General features: G+C 74.3%; 29 protein-coding genes. 13 read left to right on the top strand and 16 right to left on the bottom strand.

Translation table 11 applies throughout. The annotated features are described in order from the left end of the window. Nucleotides 1–94: 94 nt before the first annotated feature. The 3 genes from ACIPW5_RS05725 to ACIPW5_RS05715 all read left to right on the top strand — a co-directional run bounded on the left by ACIPW5_RS05725 (nucleotide 95) and on the right by ACIPW5_RS05715 (nucleotide 4,107). Complete coding sequence (locus ACIPW5_RS05725) at nucleotides 95–1,675, top strand: APC family permease (protein ID WP_401240806.1); 1,581 nt, start codon at nucleotides 95–97, stop codon at nucleotides 1,673–1,675. Between the two features lie 81 nt (nucleotides 1,676–1,756). Further along, a complete protein-coding gene (locus ACIPW5_RS05720; RefSeq protein WP_401240804.1) occupies nucleotides 1,757–3,700 on the top strand; it encodes a hypothetical protein in 1,944 nt (647 codons plus the stop codon). Nucleotides 3,701–3,753: 53 nt separating this feature from the next. Further along, nucleotides 3,754–4,107 (top strand): ferrous iron transport protein A, encoded by a 354-nt coding sequence (locus tag ACIPW5_RS05715; protein ID WP_401240802.1) that lies wholly within the window; start codon nucleotides 3,754–3,756, stop codon nucleotides 4,105–4,107. A 24-nt stretch (nucleotides 4,108–4,131) separates the two neighbouring features. On the opposite strand, the gene ACIPW5_RS05710 is transcribed toward ACIPW5_RS05715, so the two are convergent. After that, nucleotides 4,132–4,905 (bottom strand): glyoxalase, encoded by a 774-nt coding sequence (locus tag ACIPW5_RS05710; protein ID WP_401240799.1) that lies wholly within the window; start codon nucleotides 4,903–4,905, stop codon nucleotides 4,132–4,134. Between the two features lie 163 nt (nucleotides 4,906–5,068). Between ACIPW5_RS05710 and ACIPW5_RS05705 the strand changes: the two genes are divergently transcribed. Both ACIPW5_RS05705 and ACIPW5_RS05700 read left to right on the top strand, forming a co-directional pair. Then, a complete protein-coding gene (locus ACIPW5_RS05705; RefSeq protein ID WP_401240796.1) occupies nucleotides 5,069–6,385 on the top strand; it encodes a hypothetical protein in 1,317 nt (438 codons plus the stop codon). A 174-nt stretch (nucleotides 6,386–6,559) separates the two neighbouring features. Continuing rightward, on the top strand, nucleotides 6,560–7,660 hold the full coding sequence (locus ACIPW5_RS05700; RefSeq protein ID WP_401240793.1) for a serine hydrolase domain-containing protein: 1,101 nt from the start codon (nucleotides 6,560–6,562) through the stop codon (nucleotides 7,658–7,660). 83 nt (nucleotides 7,661–7,743) lie between these two features. Here ACIPW5_RS05700 and ACIPW5_RS05695 read toward each other — a convergent pair whose 3' ends face one another. Together ACIPW5_RS05695 and ACIPW5_RS05690 are read right to left on the bottom strand one after the other, a co-directional pair. Next, nucleotides 7,744–8,109, bottom strand: coding sequence for a hypothetical protein (locus ACIPW5_RS05695; RefSeq protein ID WP_401240790.1), 366 nt, complete (start codon nucleotides 8,107–8,109; stop codon nucleotides 7,744–7,746). A 177-nt stretch (nucleotides 8,110–8,286) separates the two neighbouring features. Next, a complete protein-coding gene (locus tag ACIPW5_RS05690; protein WP_401240787.1) occupies nucleotides 8,287–9,183 on the bottom strand; it encodes a hypothetical protein in 897 nt (298 codons plus the stop codon). Between the two features lie 122 nt (nucleotides 9,184–9,305). Here ACIPW5_RS05690 and ACIPW5_RS05685 point away from each other — a divergent pair, with 122 nt between their 5' ends. After that, nucleotides 9,306–9,887: a TetR/AcrR family transcriptional regulator gene (locus ACIPW5_RS05685; protein ID WP_401240785.1), complete on the top strand. Its 582-nt coding sequence runs from the start codon at nucleotides 9,306–9,308 to the stop codon at nucleotides 9,885–9,887. A gap of 72 nt (nucleotides 9,888–9,959) precedes the next feature. Here ACIPW5_RS05685 and ACIPW5_RS05680 read toward each other — a convergent pair whose 3' ends face one another. The 3 genes from ACIPW5_RS05680 to ACIPW5_RS05670 form a co-directional block, all read right to left on the bottom strand. Next, nucleotides 9,960–10,724 (bottom strand): SDR family oxidoreductase, encoded by a 765-nt coding sequence (locus ACIPW5_RS05680; protein WP_401240782.1) that lies wholly within the window; start codon nucleotides 10,722–10,724, stop codon nucleotides 9,960–9,962. 182 nt (nucleotides 10,725–10,906) lie between these two features. Beyond that, complete coding sequence (locus ACIPW5_RS05675; protein WP_401240780.1) at nucleotides 10,907–11,785, bottom strand: helix-turn-helix domain-containing protein; 879 nt, start codon at nucleotides 11,783–11,785, stop codon at nucleotides 10,907–10,909. Nucleotides 11,786–11,849: 64 nt separating this feature from the next. Next, on the bottom strand, nucleotides 11,850–12,350 hold the full coding sequence (locus tag ACIPW5_RS05670) for a carboxymuconolactone decarboxylase family protein (protein WP_401240778.1): 501 nt from the start codon (nucleotides 12,348–12,350) through the stop codon (nucleotides 11,850–11,852). 92 nt (nucleotides 12,351–12,442) lie between these two features. Here ACIPW5_RS05670 and ACIPW5_RS05665 point away from each other — a divergent pair, with 92 nt between their 5' ends. After that, on the top strand, nucleotides 12,443–13,396 hold the full coding sequence (locus ACIPW5_RS05665) for a pirin family protein (protein ID WP_401240775.1): 954 nt from the start codon (nucleotides 12,443–12,445) through the stop codon (nucleotides 13,394–13,396). Nucleotides 13,397–13,422: 26 nt separating this feature from the next. Then, nucleotides 13,423–13,788, top strand: a complete 366-nt coding sequence (locus ACIPW5_RS05660) for a GNAT family N-acetyltransferase (protein ID WP_401240774.1) — start codon at nucleotides 13,423–13,425, stop codon at nucleotides 13,786–13,788. 23 nt (nucleotides 13,789–13,811) lie between these two features. Here the strand turns inward: ACIPW5_RS05660 and ACIPW5_RS05655 are convergent, their stop codons facing one another. Next, nucleotides 13,812–14,219, bottom strand: coding sequence for a RidA family protein (locus tag ACIPW5_RS05655; protein ID WP_401240771.1), 408 nt, complete (start codon nucleotides 14,217–14,219; stop codon nucleotides 13,812–13,814). Between the two features lie 100 nt (nucleotides 14,220–14,319). Between ACIPW5_RS05655 and ACIPW5_RS05650 the strand changes: the two genes are divergently transcribed. Continuing rightward, the gene (locus ACIPW5_RS05650) at nucleotides 14,320–14,706 is read left to right on the top strand and encodes a winged helix-turn-helix transcriptional regulator (RefSeq protein ID WP_401240768.1); all 387 of its coding nucleotides are present in this window, start codon (nucleotides 14,320–14,322) and stop codon (nucleotides 14,704–14,706) included. Between the two features lie 10 nt (nucleotides 14,707–14,716). On the opposite strand, the gene ACIPW5_RS05645 is transcribed toward ACIPW5_RS05650, so the two are convergent. The 5 genes from ACIPW5_RS05645 to ACIPW5_RS05625 all read right to left on the bottom strand — a co-directional run bounded on the left by ACIPW5_RS05645 (nucleotide 14,717) and on the right by ACIPW5_RS05625 (nucleotide 18,525). Further along, entirely contained in the window at nucleotides 14,717–15,412 is a 696-nt protein-coding gene (locus ACIPW5_RS05645; RefSeq protein WP_401240765.1) for a hypothetical protein, read from the bottom strand. A gap of 55 nt (nucleotides 15,413–15,467) precedes the next feature. Beyond that, nucleotides 15,468–15,920, bottom strand: coding sequence for a hypothetical protein (locus tag ACIPW5_RS05640; RefSeq protein ID WP_401240762.1), 453 nt, complete (start codon nucleotides 15,918–15,920; stop codon nucleotides 15,468–15,470). Nucleotides 15,921–16,097: 177 nt separating this feature from the next. Further along, entirely contained in the window at nucleotides 16,098–16,790 is a 693-nt protein-coding gene (locus ACIPW5_RS05635; protein ID WP_401240760.1) for a response regulator, read from the bottom strand. After that, nucleotides 16,787–17,998: a sensor histidine kinase gene (locus tag ACIPW5_RS05630; RefSeq protein ID WP_401240758.1), complete on the bottom strand. Its 1,212-nt coding sequence runs from the start codon at nucleotides 17,996–17,998 to the stop codon at nucleotides 16,787–16,789. The genes ACIPW5_RS05635 and ACIPW5_RS05630 overlap by 4 nt, the downstream gene beginning before the upstream one ends. A gap of 2 nt (nucleotides 17,999–18,000) precedes the next feature. Then, a complete protein-coding gene (locus tag ACIPW5_RS05625) occupies nucleotides 18,001–18,525 on the bottom strand; it encodes a hypothetical protein (RefSeq protein WP_401240755.1) in 525 nt (174 codons plus the stop codon). Nucleotides 18,526–18,647: 122 nt separating this feature from the next. Here ACIPW5_RS05625 and ACIPW5_RS05620 point away from each other — a divergent pair, with 122 nt between their 5' ends. Both ACIPW5_RS05620 and ACIPW5_RS05615 read left to right on the top strand, forming a co-directional pair. Further along, on the top strand, nucleotides 18,648–19,982 hold the full coding sequence (locus tag ACIPW5_RS05620; RefSeq protein ID WP_401240754.1) for an ATP-binding protein: 1,335 nt from the start codon (nucleotides 18,648–18,650) through the stop codon (nucleotides 19,980–19,982). Nucleotides 19,983–19,984: 2 nt separating this feature from the next. Further along, nucleotides 19,985–21,055, top strand: coding sequence for a hypothetical protein (locus tag ACIPW5_RS05615; protein WP_401241428.1), 1,071 nt, complete (start codon nucleotides 19,985–19,987; stop codon nucleotides 21,053–21,055). Between the two features lie 47 nt (nucleotides 21,056–21,102). On the opposite strand, the gene ACIPW5_RS05610 is transcribed toward ACIPW5_RS05615, so the two are convergent. Next, nucleotides 21,103–21,414 (bottom strand): hypothetical protein, encoded by a 312-nt coding sequence (locus ACIPW5_RS05610; protein ID WP_401240751.1) that lies wholly within the window; start codon nucleotides 21,412–21,414, stop codon nucleotides 21,103–21,105. Nucleotides 21,415–21,625: 211 nt separating this feature from the next. Here ACIPW5_RS05610 and ACIPW5_RS05605 point away from each other — a divergent pair, with 211 nt between their 5' ends. Then, complete coding sequence (locus ACIPW5_RS05605; protein ID WP_401240750.1) at nucleotides 21,626–22,369, top strand: class I SAM-dependent DNA methyltransferase; 744 nt, start codon at nucleotides 21,626–21,628, stop codon at nucleotides 22,367–22,369. Between the two features lie 9 nt (nucleotides 22,370–22,378). On the opposite strand, the gene ACIPW5_RS05600 is transcribed toward ACIPW5_RS05605, so the two are convergent. From ACIPW5_RS05600 to ACIPW5_RS05590, 3 genes are all read right to left on the bottom strand, one after another. Further along, nucleotides 22,379–23,068 carry an NAD(P)H-binding protein gene (locus ACIPW5_RS05600; protein WP_401240747.1) on the bottom strand — a complete coding sequence of 230 codons (690 nt, stop codon included), beginning with the start codon at nucleotides 23,066–23,068 and terminating at the stop codon, nucleotides 22,379–22,381. A gap of 118 nt (nucleotides 23,069–23,186) precedes the next feature. Beyond that, nucleotides 23,187–24,086: a hypothetical protein gene (locus ACIPW5_RS05595; protein ID WP_401240744.1), complete on the bottom strand. Its 900-nt coding sequence runs from the start codon at nucleotides 24,084–24,086 to the stop codon at nucleotides 23,187–23,189. Further along, nucleotides 24,083–25,096 carry an SPFH domain-containing protein gene (locus ACIPW5_RS05590; RefSeq protein WP_401240742.1) on the bottom strand — a complete coding sequence of 338 codons (1,014 nt, stop codon included), beginning with the start codon at nucleotides 25,094–25,096 and terminating at the stop codon, nucleotides 24,083–24,085. Before ACIPW5_RS05590 ends, ACIPW5_RS05595 begins: the two co-directional genes overlap by 4 nt. A 165-nt stretch (nucleotides 25,097–25,261) precedes the next feature. On the opposite strand from ACIPW5_RS05590, the gene ACIPW5_RS05585 reads away from it, so the two are divergent. Next, on the top strand, nucleotides 25,262–25,579 hold the full coding sequence (locus ACIPW5_RS05585) for a hypothetical protein (RefSeq protein WP_401240739.1): 318 nt from the start codon (nucleotides 25,262–25,264) through the stop codon (nucleotides 25,577–25,579). The last annotated feature ends 90 nt before the right edge of the window (nucleotides 25,580–25,669 follow it).

Raw genomic sequence — 25,669 nt, 5'->3', positions numbered from 1 at the left:
GCCCGCGCGGGTTTCCTCTTCGCAGTTCACGCCCTGTTCACACCGCGCCCGCCACCGCGCGGCCCGCACACCGCACCAAGTACAGCGAGGGACAATGGCCGCAGACACCCCGCCGGAAACCACTCCCCGAGCCGCCACGGCCACCGCCACGGCCGCACCCGCCGCGCGCACCGCCGCGCCCGCGGCAGCGGTCCCCGGCGGGAAGGGGAAACCGGCGGCGCAGGCTCCGGCCGGCGCCCTCACACCGGACGCGATCGGCTTCCTCGACGCCCTCGCCATCGGCCTGAACGCCACCTCCCCCGCGTACTCGCTGGCCGCCGTCATCGGCCCCCTCGTCGCCCTGGTCGGCGTCCACGCCCCCGGGGTGATGCTCGCGTCCTTCGTCCCGATGCTGCTGATCGCCTCCGCCTTCCACTTCCTCAACCGGGCCGATCCCGACTGCGGCACGACCTTCTCCTGGGTCACCCGCGCCCTCGGCCCCACCACCGGCTGGCTGGGCGGCTGGGCCATCGCGATGACCGGGGTGCTGGTCGTCGGCTCGCTCGCCGACGTCGCCGTCGGCTTCGGACTGCTCGCCGTCGGGGCCGACGGCCTGGCCGCGAACACCCTGGTCCGCGAGGTCCTCACCGTCCTGCTGATCCTCGTCATGTCCTGGCTCTGCGTACGCGGCACCGAGGTGTCGGCCCGCTTCCAGAACGTGCTCGTCCTGCTCCAGGTGCTGTGCCTCGTGGTGTTCGCGGCCGTGGCCGTGTACCGCGTGTACGCCGGCACCGGATCCCTGGACGCCGTCCGCCCGGCCGCCGGCTGGCTCAACCCCTTCGGGGCGGGCGGCTCCGCGCTCACCGGCGGGCTGCTGCTCGGCGTCTTCGCGTACTGGGGCTGGGAGTCCGCCGTCAACCTGACCGAGGAGACCAAGGACTCCGCCAACGCCCCCGGCCGGGCGGGCATCTGGTCGACGGTGGTGCTGCTGGCGACCTACGTGGCCGTGGCCTTCGCGGTCGTCGCCTACGCCGGCACCGCGTACCTCGCCGGTCAGGCCGACGCGGAGGAGGACGTCTTCGCCGCGCTCGCCCACGAGGTGCTCGGCGGCTGGGACTGGATCCTGCTCCTCGCCGTCGCCACCTCCGCGCTCGCCTCCACCCAGACGACCATCATCCCGGCCTCCCGCACCGCCCTGTCCATGGCCCGCCGCAAGGCGCTGCCCGCCGCCTTCGGCCACATCGACGCCCGCCGGGGCACGCCGGGCACGAGCACCTGGTGGGTCACCGGCACGGCGATCGTCTGGTACGTCGTCATCCACCGGATCAGCGAGAACGCCCTCGCCGACTCCCTGACGGCCCTGTCGCTGCTCATCGCCTTCTACTACGCCCTCACCGGCATCGCCTGCGCCGTCTGGTACCGGCGCCGGCTGCTGCGGGGGCCGGGCCCCTTCCTGCTGCTCGGTGCGGGCCCACTGCTGGGCTCGGCCATGCTGATCTGGCTGCTGGTCGAGTCCGTCGCCGACATGGCCGATCCGGAGAACGCCGCCAGTACGACCGCCTGGTTCGGGCTGGGCGCCCCGCTGGTCATCGCGCTCTTCCTGGCCGGGGCCGGAGTGGTGCTGATGCTGCTGCGCCGCGCCCGGTCCGGAGCCTTCTGGCGCGAACGCCCGGGCGTGGCCCCCGAGGCACCGTAGGGCCCGCGCGCGCACCGGGTCACGGCCGGCCGGGCCCGGCCGGAGATCAGGGCCGGGAACGGACGGCATAGGATCCGCGGCATGGACGAACGGGGGGCCGGGCCGGTGGCCCGGCACGTGCTGGAAGGGGTGCCGGCCGGCGGGGAGGAGGTACCGGGCCTGCTGCGCGGGCTGGTGACCCCGGGCCAACGCCAGGAGTCCTGGCTGCGGTTGGAGGACCTGCTCGGCTGGAGGTCCGACGCCCCGCTCTTCCTCCACACCGTCCCGCAGCTCCTCGTCCTGCTCCCGCAGCTCGACGAGCGGCGGCTGGCGCAGGTGCTCGACTTCCTGGCCCGGCGCGGGCACGGCACCTGCCACGCTCCCGTGGGGGTGGACCGCAGGGCGTACGACCTGTTCACGAACGCCTGGCCGCACGTACTGCCCCTGGTCCCGCACCGGGCGGCGGGCGTGCGGACCGGCGCGGCCTGGGTGCTGCGCTCGATCCGCTGCACCGAGCCGGCCGTGCTCGGCGCGCTGCGGCGGAGTGCCGCCGTGGAGGAGGACCCGACGGCGCTCGTGTCCCAGCTCCTGGCGGTCGGGGAGCTGTCCGGGGACCGGGAGTGGCTGCTGCCCTGGCTGGAGCACGGGCATCCGCTGGTCGCCCTGGCCGCCGCACGGGGCGTGCTGGCGCCGGGCCGCTCGGGCGTCGCGGGCGGCGTCGTGGGCGGCACGGGTGCCGTGGACGGCACGGGTGCCGTGGACGGCCCGGGCCTCGTGGACGGCGCCGCGGGCCGGGCGGTCGCCCGCGGGCTGGCGGCCGCCGGGAAGGACCGGCTCCCGGACGTGCCGTGGTGGCCCTACGGCTACCAGCCGGCCCAAGGCTTCGCCGAGCTGTCGGCCCCCCACCCGTACGCGTCCGCGGCGCTGTTCGGGGCGGTGGTCGGCCACCGGGAGGCGGAACTGCGCCGCGCGGGCGTGGTCACCGCCGGTGCGCGGCTGCGGTACTGGCGCGACGGGGCTCCGGAACTCTGGGCGGCGGTCGCGGCCGGGCTGGACGACGAGCCCGCCGTGGCCTCCGCATCGGTCGAGGTCCTCGCCGGGAGCGGCGCCGCAGCGGCCCCGTACGCGGACCTGCTGGTCCGCCACGTCGAGCGGTCCGGGGGCGCCGCCTGCGCGTCCGGTGCCGACCTGGCGCTGCGGGCCCTGGTCGGCATGGACGACGACCGGGCCGCCGACTGGTACGCCGCCCGCCTCTGGAGCCACTGGCTCGACGTCGCCCCGCTGCCCGCCCGCTGGGCCCCCCGGCTGCTGCCGGTGTTCCGCCGACGGCTCCGCGAAGACGACCGGCAGAGCCACACGGTGGCCCGGATCCTGCGCACCCTCGCCGAGTGGGGCCCGGCGGCCGCGCCGGCGGTGCCCGAGCTGGTCGGCCTGCTGGACGCCCCGGGTCCCCGTGCGGCCGCCGAGGCGCTGGGCGCGATCGGCCCGGCCGCCGCGACCGGACGGGCGGCCGGCAGGCTCGCCGCACTGGTCACCGCCGCTCCCGGGCCGGGCCGGCACCCCTGGCACGGCGGTGCGCAGACCGCCGCCTGGGCGTACTGGCGCGTCACCGGTGACCCGGAACCCGCCCTGCGGGTGTGCGGGGCGGCGGCCCGGGCCGGCCTCGGGCAGCCGGTGCTGCGCTACCTGGCCGACCTGGGCCCGCTGGCCGCCCCGTACGCCGACGCGGTACGGCCGCTGCTGACGTGCCCCGGGCCGTGGAGCCGGACCGGCGCCGCCGCGGCCTGGTGGCGGATCACCGGCGACGCGGCCCCGGCCGTGGCGGCCCTGCTGCCGGAACTGGCGCCGCTGGCCCGGCACTCGACGACCCCGCTGGTGCTGCGCACCGTACGGGCCCTGGGCGCGATCGGCCCCCCGGCGGCAGCGGCCCTCCCGTCCCTGCGCGCGGTCACCGGATCGTCCCGCCGCTACGGCACCATCCCGGCCGACGAGGAACTGCTCCGGGCGGTACGGGAGGCGCTGACCGGCATCGGGGCGGACCGCTGAGCCCGCCGTATATCCCGTGGCGCCGACGGGGCGGCACGGGCAGGGTGGGCGGCATGACAGCCCGTTCCGGCCCCGTTCCCCCGGATGCAGACGACCGCCGGGCCGTGGAGCACGTCCTCGGCCGTCCCCTGAGCCGGACATGGCCGGCCGGTGCGCTCGCACCGGGTACCCGGGTCACGGTCGTACGGGATCCCGACTGGGACGGGCCCTGGCAGGCCGAGTTCCCCGGAACGGTCGATGCCACGGGGGCACCCGAGCCCAACACACATGCCCGGGCGTTCAGCGGCGAGCTCCTGTACTGGGTCACCTTCGACGCGCCGCAGTACGACGGCGACGGATGCGGTCCCTATCGCAAGGCCCGGATCTGGGGCCGGTACCTGAGGCCCGGGCCGGAGACCGGAGGGTAGGGCGGTCGCCGGTCGCCCGCACCCTCAGGGCGTGTCCGCCGCGTCCGCCTCCGCGTCCGTCCCCGTGCGCCACAGGTCGAGGGCTTCGGCGTTGCGCAGGCCGGCCGTGGCCCGGTCGCGTTCGGCGGCGGTGAGGTCGAGGGCGGCCAGCCGGCGGCGCCATCCGTCGACTCCGTCGGTGTCCTCCAGGGCGGTGGCGAGCTCGATGAGGGTGGCGAGGGTCCTGGCGAGGTCGGCGGGCGGGGCTCCGTCCCCGTGCCTGCGCAGGGCCGTGGTCAGGACGCGGAGGGCGGTGCGGTCGTCGTTCTTGAACTCGGTGAGGATCCGGGCGTTGTCCAGGGCCTTGGCCAGGCCCGTGAGGTCCTTCGAGCCGCCGTACTCCACCTCGGCGGGTTCGTCCCGCTGGACGAAGATGACCGAGTTCCCGGAGGGGTCGACGAGCGTGAACCGGCTCGCCCCCGGCCGGAACCGGGTGATCCGCGGGCGGCCCTGGGCCAGGACCTTGCCGTAGGCCCGGCGCATGGCCCGGGTGAACTCCGCGTGGTAGGGGGCGACCTCGTCGACGATGACCAGGCAGCCGCCCACGTCCTCCTGGGTGGGGTCGATGTTCTTCGGCGGCGTCGCGAAGTGCAGGGCGAAACCGGACCACTCCAGGGCCAGGTAGACGTAGGGCCGGGTCTGTCGGTAGGTGGCCTTGAACCCCAGCGCCTGGTAGAAGGCGAGCGTCTCCTCCACCGACGCGCACGGCAGCACGGGCACCGTCGTCTCGTTCGCCCGCACCATGGGCAGCTCCGCCATGTCGTCCGCCTTTCGATTCCCTCGGGGACCGGAGCCCCGAGACTGCCCCAGAACCGCTTCCGCCGCCTGTGGATTTCGCGGGGAGGTGCCGAGCCGGTGGCAACGGGTGCGTGTGAAGCTGGAGTTCCATCCGGTCCGTCCCCTCCGAGGAGATTCCCGCACCATGCCACTCGTCTGCGGTCACGACGCCCCCGCCTACGGCCTGCCCGTCTGCGCACACATCCGGACCGCGCCGGAGCCGCTCGACCACTACGTGCACTACACCGGCCGGGGCACGGAGCGGCAGCGGATCTGCGGGCAGTGCCGGGTCGACGCCGGGGCCGGGAGGGCGGTCGTCGCCGGGCGGCTGTGCGAGCCCTGTTTCGACGGGGCCGACGGATCCGTCACCGGTGCGGTCGGACTGCCGCAGACGGTGGACGCCTCCGGGCCGGTCGCCGGGGCCGGGCCCCTCGTCGCGTTCCCGGAGGCGGCGGGCGCCGTCGTGGACCTGGCGCCGACGGAGCAGGGGCTCCTGCTGCTGTCCGAGGACGGCCGGATCCTGCTCTGGGACGTGGAGGGCGGCGGGTGCGCGGAAAGGGCCCGCAGCACCGTGGAGGTCCCGGTCGGCGCGACCCCGTGGAACGGGCACGAGCAGGTCCGGCGGCTCCACGCCTCGTCCGACGGCCGGTTCGCCGCCGTCGTCGTCGACTTCGGGAAGCGGGGCGAGGTGTTCGACCTGGCCTCGGGCGAGGTCACCATGTCCCTGGAGAACGACGGCTACCGCAGCAACACGGTGCCGTTCTCCCTGCTGTTCACCGAGCACGCGGGCCGCTCAGTCGTGGTGCACCGCACGGAGTGGAACCGGGTGGGTGCCTTCGACCCCGCGACGGGCGAGCCGGTGGCGCTGATGCCGGCGGACGACTCCTCCGGGTTCTGGTCGCACTGCTTCCAGGGCGGGCTGCACGCCAGTCCGGCCGGCCGCCGGGTCGCCTCGGACGCCTGGTGGTGGCATCCCTCCGGGCAGCCCGTCGCCTGGGACCTCGCCCGGTGGCTGGAGGAGGGCGAGGCGGCCTGGGGGAACGGGCTGGGCGCTTTCCGGCTGCCGCCCTGCGACTACCACTGGAACCGGCCGATGGTCTGGCTCGACGAGGACCGGCTGGTGCTGGGCGGGCTGGGCGACGACGACCTGGAGATCGTGCCCGGCGCCCGGGTCTTCGACGTCAGCCGTGCGGAGGAGGACGGGGCCGGCGGGCCGGGACCCGCCGAGGTGGCCGTCTTCGGCGGGCCCCGGGGCCGGTTCTTCGCCGCGGAGGGCCTGCTGTTCTCGTCCTCCGAGGCGGGGCTGGAGATCTGGGACCCGGTCGCGGGAGCCCGCATCGGCGCCGTCCCGGGCTTCCGGCCCACCCACCACGACCGCACGCGCGGGGAACTGCTGGAACGGGCCGCCACCGGCATCCGCCGCCGGCCGGCCACCGCTGCTCCGGACGCCCCGGTGGAGTGATCCCTCGTCCCGGGCGGCGGACCTGACGAACCGTGATGTGTCAAGGGGGGTGGCCGCCCTCCCGTTCGGGGGCCAGGCGCAAGGATCTTGCGGCGGCGTCCTGGCAGAGTCGGAACCAGTCGACCGACCGGCCCGTGCGCGCAGCTCACGGGCCCGTGACCAGGGGGAAACATCATGTACGGGAAGCGCACCGCCATCGCGGTCCTGCTCGCCTCGGCGATCGTCGGGGCGGCCGTGCCCGCTGCGGCGGCCCGGCCCGCCGACCCGGTGCAGCAGCAGCTGGACCTGCTCGTCCACGCCGACGGGGTGCCGGGCGCCCTGGCGTACGACGGCAGGACGACGCGTACGGCCGGCGTCGCGGACGTGGAGTCGGGCCGGCCCATGCCCGATGCGCGGGGGCGGGTCCGGCTGGCCAGCGACACCAAGGCGTTCACCGCGACGGCCGTGATGCGCCTGGTGGCCGACGGGCGGATCCGGCTCGACGACCGGGCGGGCCGCTACGTGCCTCAGCTCGCCGAACGCCCCATCACCATCCGGCAGTTGCTCAAGCAGACCAGCGGGCTGCCGGAGTACACCGCGCTGGTCGACTGGACCCGGGCCGGCACGCCGGAGGACTACCTGGGCCTCGCGCTCAAGGAGAAGCCGGTCTTCGAACCGGGCACCGACTGGGGTTACTCCAACACCAACTACCTGGCACTCGGCATGGTGATCGACAAGGCCTCGGGAGTCGGCTTCCGGACGTACGTCGAGCAGACGATCCTGCGCCCGCTGCACCTGGACGACACCTACTGGCCCGCCCCCGGCGAGCTGTCGCTGCGCGGGCCGCACGCCCGCAACTACGGCGTCCACCCCGCCGCCCCGGAAGCCGGCCGGGTGGACGTGACCGACCTCCCCGGCTACGAGTTCGGCGCGTCCGGCGGCCTCGTCTCCACGCCGAAGGACCTCAACGCCTTCTGGGACGGGCTGTTCGGCGGCCGCCTCCTGCCCGCCTGGGCGCTGAGCCAGATGACCCGGGACACCACCGGCATCGGCGGGCGCGACGTCTACCCGGCGGGCAGCCGGTACGGCTACGGGGTCGCCTCGATCCCGCTGAGCTGTGGCGGCGTCTACTGGGGCCACGGCGGCGACCTGCCCGGCAACTCGGTCGGCGGGGGCCGGGCCACCGGGGGCCGCGGGACCGTGACCGTGTACACCACGACCTGGGCGGCCGAGGGCGACAGCCTGCGCCACCTGCAGGGGGCGGTGGACGCGTCCCTGTGCGCCAAGCGCCGCTGACGACCTGCTGACGACCTGATCCCGGGTACGGGAACGCCCCGGCCGTGACACGGCCGGGGCGGTACGCGGTGGTGCGGGGCAGGTCAGTGGACGCTGACGACCTGGAAGTCACCCCAGCTCTGGGTGGTGTTGATCCAGGCGGTGCGGGTGGAGAAGCGGCCGCCGCCGCAGTTGTTGTAGGTGTAGGCGGTGACCTCGACGCTGCCCTTCCACCACCAGCCGCCCAGCGGCGTGGACGAGTCCCGGTTGATGTTGAAGCACTTGCCGACGGTGCTGCCGTTCTGGTTGGGCCCCTTGATGTAGACGGACTGGGCCCGGCCGGACGCGTCGTCGATCTGGATCTGCTGGCCGTTGTTCCCGGCGAACGCCGACCCCGCCCCGGCGACGAGGCCGGTACCGGCCACGGCGAGCGTCACGGCGGCGGTGGCGAGCTTCCTGCGGATCTGCACGGTGTTCCCCCTGAGTTGCGGTGCTTGCGGGCACCAAAGTTGATCTTGGGTCGGAAGAAACCTTCTCCCGGGGGACCCGTGCGGAGCAAGCCGCTCCGTCGACAGGAGCGTCCCGGTTTCGTCCCGTTTCGTCGACAGCCGTTCGTCCCGGCGCCGGTCGGGGCCGGCCCCGCGGTGTCAGGCCTTGCCGATGCCCAGCGTGGTGGTCATCGGCAGCAGCCCCGAGCCGATCGCCGCGACCCAGAAGTCGCCGAGCAGGGCCGCGAGCCGGGCCAGGCCCTCGGAGCCCAGGGCCTCGTACGGGCCGGCGGCGAGCCCGTCCGTGGCGCGTTCGACCTCCGCGCGCAGCGCGTGCCCCTCGGCGGTCGCCGTCGCGGGGCCGTGGGGCTCCAGCAGGCCGCGCCGTACGAGGCGTTCCCGCGCGGCGGCCCAGTCCGCCGCGCTCCACTGCCGGCTCTGGAAGGTCTCCTCCGGTGCCGCCCCGACCGCGGCGAACGAGACGAGCGCCTCCACCGGGTCGAGCTCCGCGGCCCGGAGCGCCGCGAGGTGACCGTCCCCGCGGTGTTCGCGCAGGACCGTCGCGGCCTGCCAGAGCACCAGGTGCGGGGCGTCCGGCCAGGCCAGGGCCGCGTTGGCGGCGGCGAGCGGGCGGCCCTCGACCTCGGCGGCCTCGGCGGCGCGGCGGGCCAGGCCCGCGGCCTCCGCGAGCTCGGGGCTGTCGACCCGGTCTCCCAGCAGCGTCCGGTAGGTGCGGTCGACGGCCCGCTCGCGGGCGGCGAGGACGGCTTCGGGGGAGGCGACGTCCCAGGCGGCGGGGACGTAGCGCCCGACCATCTCCGGGTTGAAGCTGTAGAAGAGGGACGCCACCCGGGCGCTTCCGACCGCCCCCAGCGGGGAGGCCCGCCAGGCGAAGTAGCTCGGCCACCGCTCGCCGGTCCCGAAGCCGAGTGCGGCCGCCTCCTCGTAGGCCTCGGGGGCGTAGTAGAGCACGGCGTGCAGCGGCTCCAGGAGCTGCCACACGTGCCGTACGCGGCCGGGCTCGATCGTGTCCGTCCCGGTGGTCCGGTTCGACATGACGCCTCCTCAACGGGCCGGCTCGCCGGCTTTCGCCGGCTCCGTGCCCGTTCCGGGCCCCGGCCGCTCCGAACTTGACATTGACTAGATTGCTCGCGCCGACCGAACTTGTCAATGTCTAGATGCGGAGTAGCCTGTTCACCGTGACCAGCCAGCGCACCTACCACCACGGCGATCTGCGCCACGCCGTCCTGACCGCGGCCCTCGACGTCATCGCCGCCGAGGGCCCCGGCGCCCTGAGCCTGCGCGACCTCGCCCGCCGGGCCGGCGTCTCGCACGCCGCGCCCGCGCACCACTTCAAGGACCGCACCGGCCTGCTCACCGCGATCGCGGCGGAGGGCTGGGGCCTCCTCGCCGAGGCGCTCGCGGACGCGCCGGAGCTGCGGGAACGGGGCGTGGCCTACGTGCGGTTCGCCATGGCGCACCCGGCGCACTTCCAGGTGATGTTCCAGCCGGAACTGCTGCGCGGGGACGACCCCGGCCTGACGGCCGCCCGACAGCGCGCCGGCGACCAGCTGCGCACGGGGGTCGCGCAGCTGCCCGATGCGGGGCGGGGCGAGGACGCCCGCCTGGCGGAGATCGCCGCCTGGACCCTGGCCCACGGCTTCGCCACCCTGCTGCTGAGCCGCAGCCTGAACGGGCCGCCGGCCGACCGGGACCCCGAGGAGGTCTTCCGGTCGCTCGCGGGCCTGCTGTTCAGGTGACCGGGGCCCTCACCGGGCTGCCGGGTGGCCGGCGGGCCGCGGAGGCGGCTCGCCGGCCGTGCCGGGCTCAGGTCAGCGGGTGGTGTAGCCGCCGTTGAGGAAGAGGGTCTGGCCGTTGGCCCACCAGCCGTCCGTCAGCATGTGGCGCACCCACGGCACGATGTCCTCGATCTTGGTGAGGTCGCCGTTCATCGCCGACGACTTGTGGTACGCGACGGAGTCGTCGTCCTCCGCCGGGTAGAAGAACGAGGTGTCCATGGGCCCCGGGGCGATGTTGTTGACCGAGACGTTGCGGCCGAACAGCTCCTTGGACAGGGCGCGGGTGAAGTGCTCGACGGGCGCCTTGCTGCCGGCGTACGAGGAGTACAGGCCGGTGTACGCGGCGAGCAGCGAGGTGACGATGGTGATGATCTTCCCGCCGTCCTCGATCCGGCGGGCCGCCTCCCGCATCACGAAGAACGCGGCCTTGGAGTTCACCGCGAACATGCGGTCGTACTCCTCCTCCGTGATCTCGGTCATCGGCTTCTTCAGCACCATGCCGGCGGTGTTGATGCTGTAGTCGAGCTTCCCGAACCGGTTCAGGACCTCGTCGAAGACCCGCTCGACCTCGGCGACCCGCGTGAGGTCGCCCTGGATCGCGAACGCCTTGCCCGGCCCCTTGTTGATCTCGTCGACGACGTCCTCGGCCTTCGCGCGGGAGGAGTCGCTGTTGTAGTGCACCGCGACCAGGGCGCCCTCCGCGCCGAGGGTGGTGCTGATCAGCCCGCCGAGGTTGCGGGAGGCGCCGCCGACGAAGGCGACCTTGCCGTTGAGTGTCTTGTCCGGGCTCCTGACCATGACGGCCTCCTGGGACGTGCGAACGGGGACGGCGCGACCCCGGGAACCCCGAAGGCCGTGCCACGTGAAAGAGGATCACCGCGGCAGGGCCCGTGCATCTTGAACGATCCGATCAGGGGTGGAACGAACCGCTCACGGCATACCGCGGGCCGCGCGCCACGAGCCGTCGGCCGCGGGTCCGCTCAGCGCCCCGAGCCGCCGCCGTCCCGCAGCATCCGCGGGGTGGCGCCCTCGTGGCGCCGCATCGTCCGCGTCAGGTGGCTCTGGTCGGCGAAGCCGGCCTCGGTCGCGATCTCGGCGATCGGCCTGCTCGTGCGCAGCAGCTCGCGCCGCGCGTGGTCGAGGCGGCGCTGCATCACGTACTGGTGCGGGGACTGGCCGGTCGAGGCCTTGAACACGCGGGTGAAGTGGGACTCGCTCACCCCCGCCACGGTGGCCAGGTCCGCCAGGGTGACCCGCCCGGACAGGTTCGCGTGGATGAAGTCCACCACCTGTGCCAGCCGCCGGGGCGCGAGCCCGCCTTCACGGACCGGCGGCACGCCGCCCTCGCCCGCGACGCGCAGCATCACCGCCGCCGCGGCCTGCACCAGCGACTGGGCGTACAGGGTGTCCGCCGGGCCCGGGGCGGCGTACTCGGCCACCAGCCGCTCCAGCAGCAGCGCCAGCAGCGGATCCGTGAAGTGGAAGCGCGGCACCAGTTCGACCCGGCCCACGGCCCCGGACTCGGCCGCCAGCTTCTCCAGCCACACCGGGTCGACGCCCAGCAGCAGCAGTTCCACCTCGTCCTGCCAGCGCGGCCGCGAGGCCCACCCGGCCGGGTTGACCAGCGCCTCGCCCGCGTGGAACCGCTCGCGGCGCTCGGTTCCGTCGGCCGACCAGCGCAGGTTCGCCGACCGGCCGGTGTGGACCACGAGCACGTGCGCCCGCGGGCCGACCGGCAGCGGGGCCACGTCCGAGACGCCCGCGGCCCGCTCCAGCGCCCGCTCCGCCACCGCGTGCTCCAGATCGGGCCCGCTGGTGTGCACGCACCGCAGATGGGGCTTGATGTGGGAAGCGCTCACCCCACCAGTATCCGGCCCCGCCCCGCCGGCCGCCGGGCCCGGCGGGCGGCGGCCCCGTGGGGATTCAGCGGGCAGGGGTCGGGCGTACCGGGTGCTTACTGAGGATCGAGACGCGGTTGAAGGCGTTGATCGTGATCGCCGTCCAGAGCACGGCGGAGATCTCGTCGTCGTCCAGCACCTCCCGCGCCTGCGCGTACGCCCGCTCCTGGGCGAGGGCGTCGGCGGGGTGGGTGGCGGCCTCGGCCAGGGCCAGGGAGGCGCGTTCGCGGGCCGTGAACAGTTCGGTGTCCCGCCAGGCGGCGAGCACGCCCAGGCGCCGGGTGGTCTCGCCGGCGCGCAGCGCGGCCCGGGTGTGGACGTCGAGGCAGGAGGCGCAGCCGTTGAGCTGGGAGACCCGGAGGTTGACCAGCTCGACCAGGATCCGGTCCAGGCCCGCCTCGGCAGCGGTCGCGCGGACGGCGTCGGCGGCCTTGACCAGCGCCTGGTACGGGGCCGGGCTCTGCTTGTCGAGGTAGATGCGGCCGTTGGCCGGGTGGGCTCGCGCCGCCTGTACCGTCTCGATCATCTGCTGCTCCTTCGCCTGTTGTCGCGGGGTCGCGTCCCGGACTATGATCACCCATAGTTGTTGAAAGTGAAACTACTTTGGGGGGTCCGGGGATGAATCACACGGAGACGGAGACGGAGACCGGCACCGAGTCCGGGATCGAGGTCCTCGCCGCACGGGACGTCCCGCTGGGCGGACCGCGGGCGATGACCGTACGGCGCACCCTGCCGCAGCGGTCCCGGACCCTCATCGGCGCCTGGTGCTTCGCCGACCACTACGGCCCCGACCCGGTCGCCGAATCCGGGGGCATGGACGTCGCGCCCCACCCGCACACCGGGCTCCAGACCGTCAGCTGGCTGTTCAGCGGGGAGATCGAGCACCGCGACAGCCTCGGCACGCACGCCTTCGTCCGGCCCGGCGAGATCAACCTGATGACCGGCGGCCACGGCATCAGCCACACCGAGGTCTCCACCCCCGCCACCACCGTCCTGCACGGCGTCCAGCTCTGGGTGGCCCTCCCCGCCGAACACCGCCACGCCCCGCGCGCGTTCCAGCACCACGCGCCCGCACCGCTGCGCGTCGACGGCGCCGGGATCCGCGTCTTCCTGGGCACCCTCGCCGGCGACACCTCCCCCGTGCGCACCTTCACCCCGCTCCTCGGCGCCGAGGTCCTGATCGACGCCGGCGCCACCGTCACCCTCGGCGTCGACCCCGGCTTCGAACACGGACTCCTCGTCGACGAGGGCGACGTCCGCTTCGACGGAACTCCCCTGCGCCCCGCGGAACTCGGCTACGCCGCCCCCGGCCGCACCACCCTCACCCTCGCCAACGGCGGGGACCGCCCCGCCCGGACGGTCCTCCTGGGCGGCCCGCCCTTCGAGGAGGAGATCGTCATGTGGTGGAACTTCATCGGCCGCAGCCACCAGGACATCGCCGAGGCCCGCGAGGACTGGGAGAACGCCTCCGACCGCTTCGGCACCGTCGACGGCCACCCCGGCGCCCGGCTGCCCGCCCCCGCCCTGCCCAACGCCGTCCTCACGCCCCGCAAGAACCCCTCCCAGCGCTGAACCCCCTCACCGGAAGGACCTCCGCCATGAGCGACACGAACGACACGAACGAGCAGACCGCCACCACCGCCCCCGTCGTCCGCCGCGTCGACGCGCGCCACCGCTACGAGATCCTCGTCGACGGCGACCACGCCGGCCTGACCGCCTACCGCGACCGCGACGACCGGCGGGTCTTCTTCCACACCGAGATCGACGACGCCTTCGCCGGCCGGGGCCTCGCCGCGATCCTCGTCGCACAGGCCCTGGCCGACGTCCGCGCCTCCGGGATGCGGATCGTGCCTGTCTGCCCCTACGTGGCCAAGTTCCTCACCAGGCACACCGAGTTCGAGGACATCACGGACCCCGTCACCCCCGAGGTCCTCACCTGGCTCGACGCCCGGCTGGGGCGCTGAGCTTCCGCCCCCTCCCCGGCCGGTCAGTCGAGGACCGCGGTGGCTTCGATCTCGACCAGGTGCTCGGGGACGTCCAGTGCCGCCACGCCGATCAGGCTGGCCGGCGGCAGCGGCGTCATGCCGAGCCTCGTGGCCGCCCGGGTGATCCCGTCCATGAGCAGGGGCATCTTGCCGGGTGTCCAGTCGACGGCGTAGACGGTCAGCCTCACCACCTGGTGGAAGGTCGCGGAGGCGGCGGCCAGGGCGGTGGCGACGTTGAGGTAGCACTGCTCGACCTGGGCGGCCAGGTCGCCTTCGCCGACCGTGGCTCCGTCCGCGTCCACGGCGACCTGCCCGGCGATGAAGACCATCCGCGACCCGGAGGCGATCGCGATCTGGCGGTAGGCGTCGACGGTGGGCAGTCCGTCGGGGTTCAGCAAGGTGACGGTCATGGTGTTGCGGCCTCCTCGTGCTCTCTTGTGGTTACTGGGAAACCGTAGGAGAGTGGCCGCTGACGTGGAAGAACGCACTTTTCGGTGACTGAGGAACCTCATGGTGACCAAGCAGCTCAACGGCACGGGCGGGGACGAAGCCGATGTGACGCGGGCGGATTCCCTGGCGCGGGAGATCTTCTCCGACATCGCGAACAAGTGGGCGCTGCTGATCATCGAAGCGGTGGGCGACCGGACGCTGAGGTTCACGGAGCTGCGCGACGAGGTCGAGGGCATCAGCCACAAGATGCTCACCCAGAACCTGCGGCTGCTGGAGCGCAACGGCCTGGTCGGCCGGACCGTCCACGCCACCGTGCCGCCGCGGGTCGAGTACACCCTCACGGAGCCGGGCCGGGCCCTGCGCGCGACGGTCGACGCCATGTGCGACTGGACCCACCGCTACCTCGGCGACATCGAGACCGCCCGGCACCGCTTCGACACCGCCTGAGGCGGCCGTGTCACCTGCCCCGGCGGAGCCGCCCGGGGCCGCGGCGGTCCGCCGTGGTGCGGGCGGCCCTCCTGCGGGCCTCGTGCTCCGCCCACGCGTCGGAGTCGATGCGCTTGCGGTAGACCTGCTCCGGCTCCGCCGCGCCCAGGTGCACCGTCCACGCCCACAGGACGGCCGACACCACGAAGAACAGACAGGCCACCACCAGGTACGACCCGATCTCCTCGGACTCGGCGACGCCCTCCTCGTGGATGAAGCCCGGCACGCCCGAGACGAGTGCGTTGACCCACCACGCGAGCGCCACGTTGAACAGGGCCAGGGCGATCCAGTACACGACCCGCATGCTCTTCGCGGGGCCGCTCAGCTCCCCCAGCAGGAGCAGGCGCCGCAGGGACACCGGCCCCCTGCTGCTGCCGGTGCCCGTTTCCGCCTTGGCGCGGCGCACCGAGGCGTAGCAGTCCTCCAGCCAGGTGCCCGGATCCGGGTCCGGGTCCGGGCCGCCGGCCCCGGTCTGCTCCCTGGCCTGGAGCCAGCCGGTGAGGAACTGGATCTCCAGCTGCGCCTGCTCCAGCCGGCGGCGGTAGTGGTGGTCGGCGCTGCGCGCCTCGCGCCGGTCCCGGATGAGGAGGCTGGCGCCCCCCACCAGGCCGCTGATCACGGGCACGAAGAAGGGGGCGAACAGCACCAGGGAGTCCGTGAAAGCCACCGCGCGCGCCTCCTCACCCCCCAGCCTCCCACCACCGCCGGCCGCCGGCCCCGCCCTACGGGGCCGAACGGGTGCCGCAGTGGCCCCAGCCCGAGGTCGCGGAGACGGACGCGACCTGCCCGTTGAACAGGACGCAGGTGCCGCGGGCGTCGAGCCGGACCGGTCCCGCGTAGTACTTGAAATCGGGACGGCTCTGCCAGACTCCGTGGTTGTCACTGGCCCGGAACAGGCCCACGGCGATGAGCTGCGGGGTGCCGCTGCCGCTCTTGGGCACGGTGTAGGCGCAGTTCTGGCCGGTGGCGGAGTTGTAGTACAGGTAGGTGTAGCCGGTCGCGAAGTCCAGGGTGTCGACCTTGGTCCCGTCGCAGACCGCCGCGGCGGCCGGGCCGGCCGGGCCGGCCGCGCCGATCAACGGACCCGTCAGGGCGAGGACGGCGGCCGCGGCCACCGCCCCGCGCCGGATCGCTCTGCCCGTTCCGTGCCGTGCCGGGCGTAATCGGGAAGACACGTTCACCACTCCTCGTCCAGGAGGCGACAACGTCGCGGCATTCCCTCACGCGGCGCCGTAGGTCACAAGACGCACCCGGCGCCCACGGCCGCACATGACCGGAATCGGGCGGAGGTGGGGCCTGTTCCGGCAGGTCCCCGCCCTCCCGGCCCCACCGGCCGCCGGGGTCGAGTCGGGTCAGGCCAGGCCCGAGGCGATGGCGCGGCGGACGGCGTCGGCGCGGTCGCGGATCCCGGCCTTGGCGAACAGGTTGTTGATGTGCGTCTTGACGGTGGCCTCGCTGATGAAGAGCTGCTCGGCGATGCCCCGGTTGGGCAGGCCCTGGCCGATCAGCGCGAGGACCTCGCGTTCGCGGGGGGTGAGGTCCTCGGGCAGGGACGGGGGCAGGGGCCGGCCGGCCGGGGGCGCCTGGGCCCTGGCGGTGGCGAGGAGGCGGTCCTGGACCTCGCGGTCGAGTACGGACTGGCCGGCGGCCGCGGCCCGGATCGCGCGGGTGATGTCCTGGCGTCCGGCGTTCTTGGTCAGGTAGCCGCGGGCTCCCGCGCCCAGCGCGCCGAGGATCGAGTCGTCGTCGGCGAAGGTGGTCAGGACGACCACCGCGACCTCCGGGTGCTCCCCGGCCAGTCGGCGGGTGGTCTCGATGCCGTCCATGACGGGCATCCTCAGGTCCATCAGCACCACGTCCACCGGGCCGGCGGCGACGGCCGCCAGCACCTCGGTGCCGTTCGCCGCGGCCGCGACGACCTCGATGCCCCCGGCCAGGGCGAGGACGGCGGCGAGGGGCTCGCGGACGGCGGCCTGGTCGTCGGCGACGACCACCTTCAACGGCGTGTCGGGCAGCTGCTGTTGCCGTGCTTCGGGTGCGGTCATTGCGGGATCACTGCCTCCACTTGCCAGTCGCCCTGGTGCGGGCCTTCGGTGACCGGGCCCGCGGTGAGCGTTCCCCCCAGCAGGGCGACGCGTTCGCGCATGCCGATCAGTCCCATCCCGCTGCCCGCGCCCGGGACCGCCGGGCGGCTGCCGGGGCGGTTGCGGATCCTCAGCGCCGTCGACCCCGGGGCGAACGCCAGCTCCGCGGCGACGGCTCCCCCGGGAGCGTGCCGGGCGGCGTTGGTCAGGGCCTCCTGGGCGATCCGCAGCAGGTCCTGGACCGCCCGGGCGGGCACCTCGTGCACGGTCCCGGTGACGGTGAGGGCGTCCCGGTGGCCCGAGGACGCGAGCATCGACGCCAGGGTCTCCCGCAGCGGCAGCACGTCCTCGCGCAGGGCGTGCACCGTCCACTGCGCCTGCTTCAGGCTCTCCTTGACGAGGCCGTGGGCCTTGGCGTTCGCCTCCCGGACCTTCTCCAGGTCCCCCGTGTCGATCAGCGCGTCCGCCAGCTCCAGCTGCATGTTGATCCCGGCGAGGGAATGCGCCAGGACGTCGTGCACGTCCCGGGCGATCCGGCCCCGTTCCGTCAGCACGGCGGTGCGCGCCTCGGCGCGGGCGGCGCGTTCCGCCGCTTCGGCCGCGTCGATCGCCGCCCGTACGGACTGCCGCTGGGCGCGGTTGACGATGCCGACCAGGACCGGGGCTCCGGTGGTGAGGCCGAACAGCCACGGCAGCACCTCGTGCCCCGGTCCGAGGCGCAGGTACAGCACGGCGCCGCAGAGCAGGCTGCAGAACCCGGCCAGGACGAGGGCGGGCCGGGTGTCCAGCCGGTATCCGATGTGGCCGGAGAGGAAGAAGGCGAAGAGGTAGGCCGTCCCGCTGCTGCTCAGGCCGATCAGGGCGGCCGCCGAGACGACCCCGAGGGTCAGCCAGACGAGGGCGAGGCGCGGCGGGACCTTGTGCTCGGGCAGCCGACGGGCCAGCAGGGCGGCGGAGTTGACCACGAACAGGACGGCCACGGCCAGGCCCCGCCCGCTCGTCCCCATGGGACGGATCGTCAGGAGCCCCACGACGACGACCGCGACGGAGACCACCCACTGCACGCGCGGGTCCTGCCCCGGTACGGGGCGCGCGCCCGCATCCCGGCCGGTGTCGTCGCCGGGGTGCGGGGCGCTCTGGTCTGCGGGCACAGGCCGAAGATACGGCACGGTCAGACCGTGGTGCCGAGGACGGGCAGGGGGGCGGCTCCGCGCACCGTCCGGCTGCGTACGTAGATCGTGGCCACCCGGGTGACGACCTCGGTGAGCGCCATCAGGACGAAGGCCGCGACCCAGGCCTGCTGGCTCGTGATGTGGTGCGCGAGGCTGAACCGGGCGACGTCGTCGGCGCCGCCGCCGTGCTCCACCCAGGTCTGGAACCCCATCCGGGCCCCCATGCCCACGATCCAGAGGACGGCCGAGACGGCGCCCGCCTTGATCAGGAGCTGCCCGTCGAGGGCGCGGATGCGGGTGTAGACCCCTCCGGCGACGCCCAGCACGGCGCCGGCCGCCGTCAGGGCCCCGATCAGGACGAGGTCGTTGCCGGCGGTGGGGACGGAGTCCAGGTACGAGTACCCCACGAAGGCCACGATCGCCAGCGGGAGCAGGAAGGTCTTGTGGTCGAGACGGCCCTCCCGCAGCTGCCGGAAGACGATCAGGACGAGGGCGATGTCGGTGATCCACTCGGTTGCTGTCATGCCCACCAGACTGCTGCGGCGCCGCTCGCCGCGCCTGGACCCGGGGGTGGAGAAGGGGGTGGAGATCCGCCGTGCACCACCCCGCCTGGACTCCTGTCGGAGGGGCCGCGTAAACATGGATCATGCCGGAAGAGTCCCCCGCCCCTGAATCCCCGTCGGAATCCGCGCCGGAATCCCCGTCGGAACCTCCCCTGATACGGAGCCTGCGCACCGCCGTGGCCGCCGCCCCCGGGGACGTTCCCCTGCGGCTGCACCTCGCCGAGCTGCTGCTGTCCGCGGGGCTGCACGACGCCGCGGTGACGGAGGCCGCGGCCGCCCTGCAGCACGCGCCGGGCGACGGAGCGGTGCGTGAGCTGATGCTGCGGGCCATGGGGGTGCCGGCCGCCCCGGCCGCGCCCCCGGCCGCTCCCCCGGCGCCGTCGGAGCCCGCGGTCGGCGGCGCCGGCGAGCCCTCCCGCCCCGCCGGGTTCGACTGGCGGGCGGCCGAGCAGGAGGTCGACGGCATCGTCGAACCCCGCTTCACCGAGCCCCCGCTCGGCGCCGACGGCAGCGGCGACCCGGGCGACGCCGACGCCTGGGAGGTGTCCGCGCCCGGCGTCGTACGGCTCGCGGACGTCGGCGGCATGCAGGAGGTCAAGGACCGCCTGGAAGCCGCGTTCCTCGCACCGATGCGCAACCCCGAACTGCGCAGGCTGTACGGCAAGAGCCTGCGCGGCGGGCTGCTGCTCTACGGTCCGCCCGGCTGCGGCAAGACCTTCATCGCCCGGGCCGTCGCCGGCGAACTCGGCGCGAACTTCCTGTCCGTGTCCGTCAACGACGTCCTCGACATGTGGATCGGCAACTCCGAACGCAACATGCACGAGGTCTTCGAGACCGCCCGCCGTCAGGCGCCCTGCGTCGTCTTCCTCGACGAACTGGACGCGCTCGGCGCCAAGCGCAGCCGTACGCAGCACAGCGGGATGCGCAACACCGTCAACCAGCTCCTCACCGAGCTCGACGGCATCGACTCCGCCGCCAACGAGGGCGTGTTCGTCCTGGCCGCCACCAACGTCCCCTGGGACGTGGACATCGCGCTGCGGCGTCCGGGACGGCTCGACCGCACCCTGCTCGTGCTGCCCCCCGACGCCGCCGCCCGCGAGGCGATCCTCCGCTACCACCTGCGCGAACGCCCCATCGAGGCGGTCGACCTGGGGCGTCTGGTCAAGGCGACGGACGGCCTCTCGGGCGCCGACCTGGCCCATGTCTGCGAGTCGGCAGCCGAGAGCGCGCTGCTCGACTCGGCGCGCACCGGCGTGATCCGCATGATCGGCACGAAGGACCTGCTGGACGCGGCGAAGTCGGTGGCCCCCTCGACGGAGCCGTGGTTCGCGGCGGCGCGGAACGTGGCGATGTTCGCCAACGAGGGCGGCATGTACGACGACCTGGTGACGTACCTGAAGAAAAGGCGGAAGCTGTGAGCATGGACCCGGTGGTGGCGCGCGCCGTCGCGCTGCAGTCGGCGGGCCGGTACGAGGAGTGCAAGGCCGTACTGGCCCCCCGCCTCGCCGAGGCGCCGGACGACGAACTGGCCTGGCAGGTGCTCACCGTCGCCCACGAGAAGCTCGGCGAGTACGAGCTCGCGGAGCGCGCGGGCGGCGAGGTGCTCCGGATCTCGCCCGGACACGTCGGCGGGCTCATCCAGCTGTCCCGGGTGCTGCTCCGGCTGGACAAGCGGTCCGAGGCCCGGGCGGCGGCGGAGGAGGCCGTCCGCAGGTCACCCGGGGTGTGGACCACGCACTTCGTGCTGTCCGAGGTGCTCGTCGCCCATGCGGCGGCCCCGCCCGCCGATCACGAACGGGCGTACGAGGCGGCCCTGGAGGCCGTACGCCTCGCCCCGGAGGAGCCCGAGGCGCACCAGGCGGTGTGCTTCACGGCCGTACGCACCCAGCGCCAGGACGTCGCGAAGCGGGCCCTGGTGGAGTGGCTGCGGCTGGACCCGTCCAACCAGACGGCGCAGGCCATGTACACCGACGCGATGGCCGACTCCCCGAACGTCACGGCCGCCGAGTCGGCGGAGCTGTACTCCGCCGGCCTGGCGGGCGCGCCCCAGTCCGCGATGCTGCGCAACGGCCTCGACCGCGCCACGTACCGCCTGCTGCGGGGCACGCGCTGGCTCGCGATCGTCTGCGTGGTGTCCGCGGGCATGATGGTCGACCTCTTCACCACGTCCAGGCACCCGGTCCTGCGGGAGCTGCCCGTACCGCTGGGCAACCGGCTCTGGGTGCTGACGGTCATGGCCGCGGTCTGGGGCTTCGGCGCACTGTGGCGCTACCGCCGGATGCGCACCGGGGTGCAGCTCAACTTCCGCTCCCTCGTACGGCGCGGCCGCTGGTCCCGGATCGTGCTGGCGCAGGCGGTGGTGGCCATGCTCTGCGCCCTGCTGATCTCCCAGGTCCCGTGGACCGACCGGGGCGTGCCCGGGGTGCTGTTCTGGGCCGGCCTGCTGGTGCCGCTGTCGACCATGGCGTACGACCGCAGGAAGGCGGGGTGACCGGGTGACCCGACCGGCCGGGTGAGGTCCTGCCGCCCGGGGGGGCGTCAGGCCGCCGGGGGCGCGCCGGGGTTCGGGGCGGGGTCGGGGGCGACCGCGGACCACCAGGCGATCAGCCGGTCGGCCATCGCGTCGGTCCGGCGGCCGACGGGGTCCAGCCCGAAGTGGTCCTCCAGCTCGTACCAGAGGAACTCGCCGATCTCCGCCCGCGTGGTGCCACGGCTCAGGCGCTGGAACAGGGGGGCGAGCATGCAGTCGTACTCGTCCGGCGCGAGGTCGGCGACGCCGACCGGGTCCCACTCGTTGAGCAGGTACCGCAGGTTGTCGGACAGCACGGCCGACGGGGTCCAGGGATGCATCGGCCCAGCCTGCCATCCGGGGGCCGCCGTCGTCGTCCGAGTTCCGTGCCGTTGGCGCTACAGCGCGCTCTCGGCGCGGCGGGGCCCGTGGGCCGGGGTCGTCGGGGCCCGGGGGCTCCCGCCGGCCGGTGGAGGCCGGTGTCCAGCAGCGCGAACGTCGCGGTGGTAAATGCGTCGACAGCACCCTCGGCACCCGGCACAGTGGCCACCCGTGACGAGCAGTGAACTGTGGACCCGCGCGACCGCCGACCGCTACGACGCCGAGGAGGCCGAGGCCTCCTCGCCCGCCGTGCTCGAACCGGCCCTCGACTTCCTCGCCGAACTCGCCGGAGACGGCCGGGCGCTGGAGTTCGCCATCGGAACCGGACGGGTGGGGATCCCGCTCCGGGAACGCGGCGTGCCGGTGGTGGGCATCGAACTGTCGGAGCACATGGCGGCGGTGCTGCAGCGCAAGATCGACGAGGACGCGCTCCCGGTGGCCGTCGGAGACATGGCCACCACCGTCGTACCCGGCACGTTCACCCTGGTCTACCTCGTCTACAACACCATCACGAACCTGCTCACGCAGGACGAGCAGGTCGAGTGCTTCCGCAACGCAGCACGGCACCTGGAGCCCGGCGGCCGGTTCGTCATCGAGCTGGGCGTGCCGCCGCTGCGGCTCCTGCCGCCCGGCCAGGTCGCGGTGCCGTTCGACGTCTCCCGGCAGCACCTCGGCTTCGACACCTTCGACCTGGTCGAGCAGATCCTCGTCTCGCACCACTTCACCCGCGACGGCGACGACGGCCGCTACCGCCGCGAGAACTCCCGGCACCGGTACGCCTGGCCGGCCGAGCTCGACCTGATGGCACGGATCGCCGGGCTCGAACCGGAACGCCGCGTCGCGGACTGGGACGGGGCTCCGTTCACCCAGGACTCCACGAAGCACGTCTCCGTGTGGCGCAAGCCGCCGGCCTGAGCCCCCCGCTCACGCCTTCCCGGCGGCCGTCGGCTCCGGAGCGAGGGTGAGGAAGTCCTCGTACGTGCGGACGCGGACCCCGGGCCGGTCCTCGGCCAGCGCGGCGATCATCGCCGCGGCCAGCCGGCCCGCGGGCACCGGCCGGTAGGGGCGGGCGGGCCCGGCCAGCAGTGGGGCCAGGACGGTCGCGGCCGAGCTGCCGAGTCCTTCGCCCCGGCGGTGCGAGGGGCGGTGGCCGAGGATGAAGGAGGGCCGGAAGAACTCGGTCTGCCGGTAGCCCAGGGCCGTCACCTCCGCCTCCATGTCCCCCTTGACCCGCAGGTAGAAGGCCCGGGATCCGGATCCGGCGCCGACCGAGGAGACCACGGCGATCCGCGTGGCGCCCGCGGTCCGGGCCAGGGCGGCCACCCGTACGGTGTGGTGCTGGTCGACCTCGCGGAAGGCCTCCTGGGAACCGGCCGTACGGATGGTGGTGCCCAGGGCGCCGTACACGTCCGCCCCGTCCGTCCCGGCCGGCAGGTCGTCCGCCGCGAGCTCGGCGAAGTCCACCAACCTGGCCTCCAGCCGCGGGTGTTCGACGCCGAGCGGACGGCGGGTCAGGACGGTGACGCGGTCGTAGCGCGGGTCGCGCAGCAGCCGCGCCAGGAGTTGTCCGCCGACCAGTCCGGTGGCTCCGACCAGGAGCGCGCTGCGGGTCACGAGGGGTCCTTTCCGCCGTCGGCGGCCGGCCCGCCGGGATCTCCGCAGGATGCCACATCCGCAGCCCGCCCCCGGCGGGGCCCGCGGGCACGTACGGGGTCCGGCCCCGCCCGGTCCGTCACGCCACCAGCCGCAGCGAGGTGTCCGCGAGGCCCAGCCGTACGCTCTGGCCCCAGGTCAGTTCCAGGGCGTCGGCCTCCATGCCGTCGCCGAAGACCACGATGCGGTCCGATTCCACGGTCAGCCGCAGCCCCTGACCCGGCCTCAGCTCCCCGGCGACGTTCGCCGTTCCGGTCCCGGGCGAGGGCCAGGCCTCGCGGACGAACCACAGGAGCCGTCGGTCGCACGGTGCGGGCAGCGCCGCGGTGCTGCCGCGCTCCAGCCACAGGGAGCGCAGCCAGCCGGTCGCGCCCGTGCCGGTGCCCACCAGCACCCCGGAGGACGCTTGTGCCTCGCCCGGGTCCTGCCCGCCGTCGGGGCCCAGGCGGTAGCGGGCCGTCTGGTGGCCGGGCGGGCCCAGGTAGATCTCGTTCAGCGCGAGGAGCCGCTGGCTGTCGTCGGCGACGGCCTCGACCATGGTCAGCTCCTCCGCCCGGCCCCCGGCGGCGGTCGCGGCGTGCAGCAGGGCGGCGGTGTCGGCGCTGCGGTGCCGGACCAGGATCCCCGGGTTGCGCCCCGGGTCGGTGTCGATGCCCACCACCGGCTGTCCGCCGAGGTACTTGGCGGTGTTGGCGACCAGTCCGTCCTGCCCGACCACGACCACCACGTCCTCGGGGGCGAACAGGAACCGGTCCAGGTCCGCCCGCTCCACCCGGGTGGAGCGCCAGGTCAGCGGCACCGCCGCCGCGACCTCCCGCAGCGCCTGCCCCACGCGCGCGTGGCGGCGTACGACCTCGTCGATCGAGCGGCCCCGGCTGGAGAGGAAGAAGGCGGCCTGGCCGTGCGTCCCGTGCCGGGCGAGGAGTTCCTCGTACTCGGTCCTGCGGTGCACGAGCACCGCCCGGGGGGCCAGGCTCATTCGCCCGCCCCGCCGTCCGGGCGCCCGAGCCGGGCCAGGAGCCCGGTGAGGACGTCGGGGGAGAGCGTGATGCTGTCGATCCGCGGCAGGTTCTCCGCCAGCCGGGTCGCCGCCAGGGCGTGCAGCGTGCCCGGTCCGGCCTCGCCGTGCACCCGCAGCCAGGCGGCCTGCGCCTCGGCGCGCGCCGCGCCCGTCTCGCGGGCCGCCTCGGCTTCGGCGCGGGCCAGGCGGACCTTGCGGGCCGCCTCGGCCTCGGTCCGTACGGCGTCCGCCGCCGCCTTCTCCTCCGCCTCGCGGCGGGCGTTGGTGCCGCGCTGGTCGACGAGCTGCTCCTCGCGCCGGGCCAGTTCGATCTGACTGGCCAGCTCGTTCTCGGCGATGGCGCGCTCGCGCTCGACGGCGACGGCCCGCCGTTCGTAGGTGGCCCGGTCCGCCTCCTGCTGGATCTGCTCGCGGGCGGGGGTGCGCAGGGCGCGCTCCACCTCGGCCTCGGGGCGGATCGCGACGACCCGTACGGCCACCACGTCGATGCCGGTGGCGGGGAGCCGGGGCTCGTCGGCGAGGCCGTCGGCGACCCGCTGCCGTACCGACGCGACGCCGTCCACCAGGGCGGAGGCCAGCGGGGTCCGGGCGAGCACGTCCAGCGTGTGCTGCTGCGCGGTCTCGGTGAGGAGGGTGGCGATCTGCTCCAGGGGCGCGCCGCGCCAGCTCCCGGTGTCCGGGTCGACGGAGAAGTCGAGCCGGTCGGCGGCCGCGGCCGGGTCGCTGATCCGGTAGGTGACGGTCGCCTGGACCGTGACGTCCTGGAAGTCGGCGGTGCGGGCGTGGAAGGCCATGGCCAGCTCGCGGTCGTCGACGGGCACTTCCGAGAGCGCGGCGGACAGCGACCGGTACCAGAAGCTGAGCCCCCGGCCGTCGTGGGCCAGCCGGCCGCGCTTGTGGTGGCGGATGTGGGCGGTGGGCGCGGAGCGCAGATGGCGCCAGCCGAGGCGCCGGGTGATGTCGGCCATGACGGGACCCCCTTGATTTCGTCAACAAGACGATAAAAGCCGGACCCTCATATCGTCAAGAGGACGAAAAGGGGCGGGACGGCAGCCCGTTCGCCCCCTCGCCCCGGCGGGGCCAGGATGGAAGAAGGCCCCGGACACCCAGCCCTCCCCCAGAAAGGGCCGACCATGAACCGACCTGCGCGCCTCCGCCCCCTCACCCTGCTCGCGGCCGCCTCCCTCCTCACCGCCGCCGCCCCCGCGGCCCTGGCGGCCGTCCCGGACGCCCTGCCCGCGGCGACGTGCTCGACGTCCGGCGTCCTGGACAACGGCAAGGTCCACCTCTCCGGCGGCGGCTTCACCCCGGGCCCGGCCTACATCTACGGCTCCGCCGGCTTCGGCGGCACGGTGGAGATCCCCCAGAACGGCGGCTTCCAGGTCATGAACGTCCCGCCGGGCCAGTACACCGTCCGCCAGGGCGGCGAACTGACCGAGTGCAGCGGCTAGGCACTGCCTACCGCCGAACGGACGGAAACCTCCGGCCCACCGACCCCGAAGCATGATCTGCCGGACCGTACACAGGGCGTGTGTCGGAAG

Source organism: Streptomyces sp. NPDC090077 (assembly GCF_044747545.1).
Classification (GTDB): domain Bacteria; phylum Actinomycetota; class Actinomycetes; order Streptomycetales; family Streptomycetaceae; genus Streptomyces.
The sequence above is the reverse complement of the archived record's forward strand: the minus strand, read 5'-3'. Positions and strand labels throughout refer to the sequence as shown.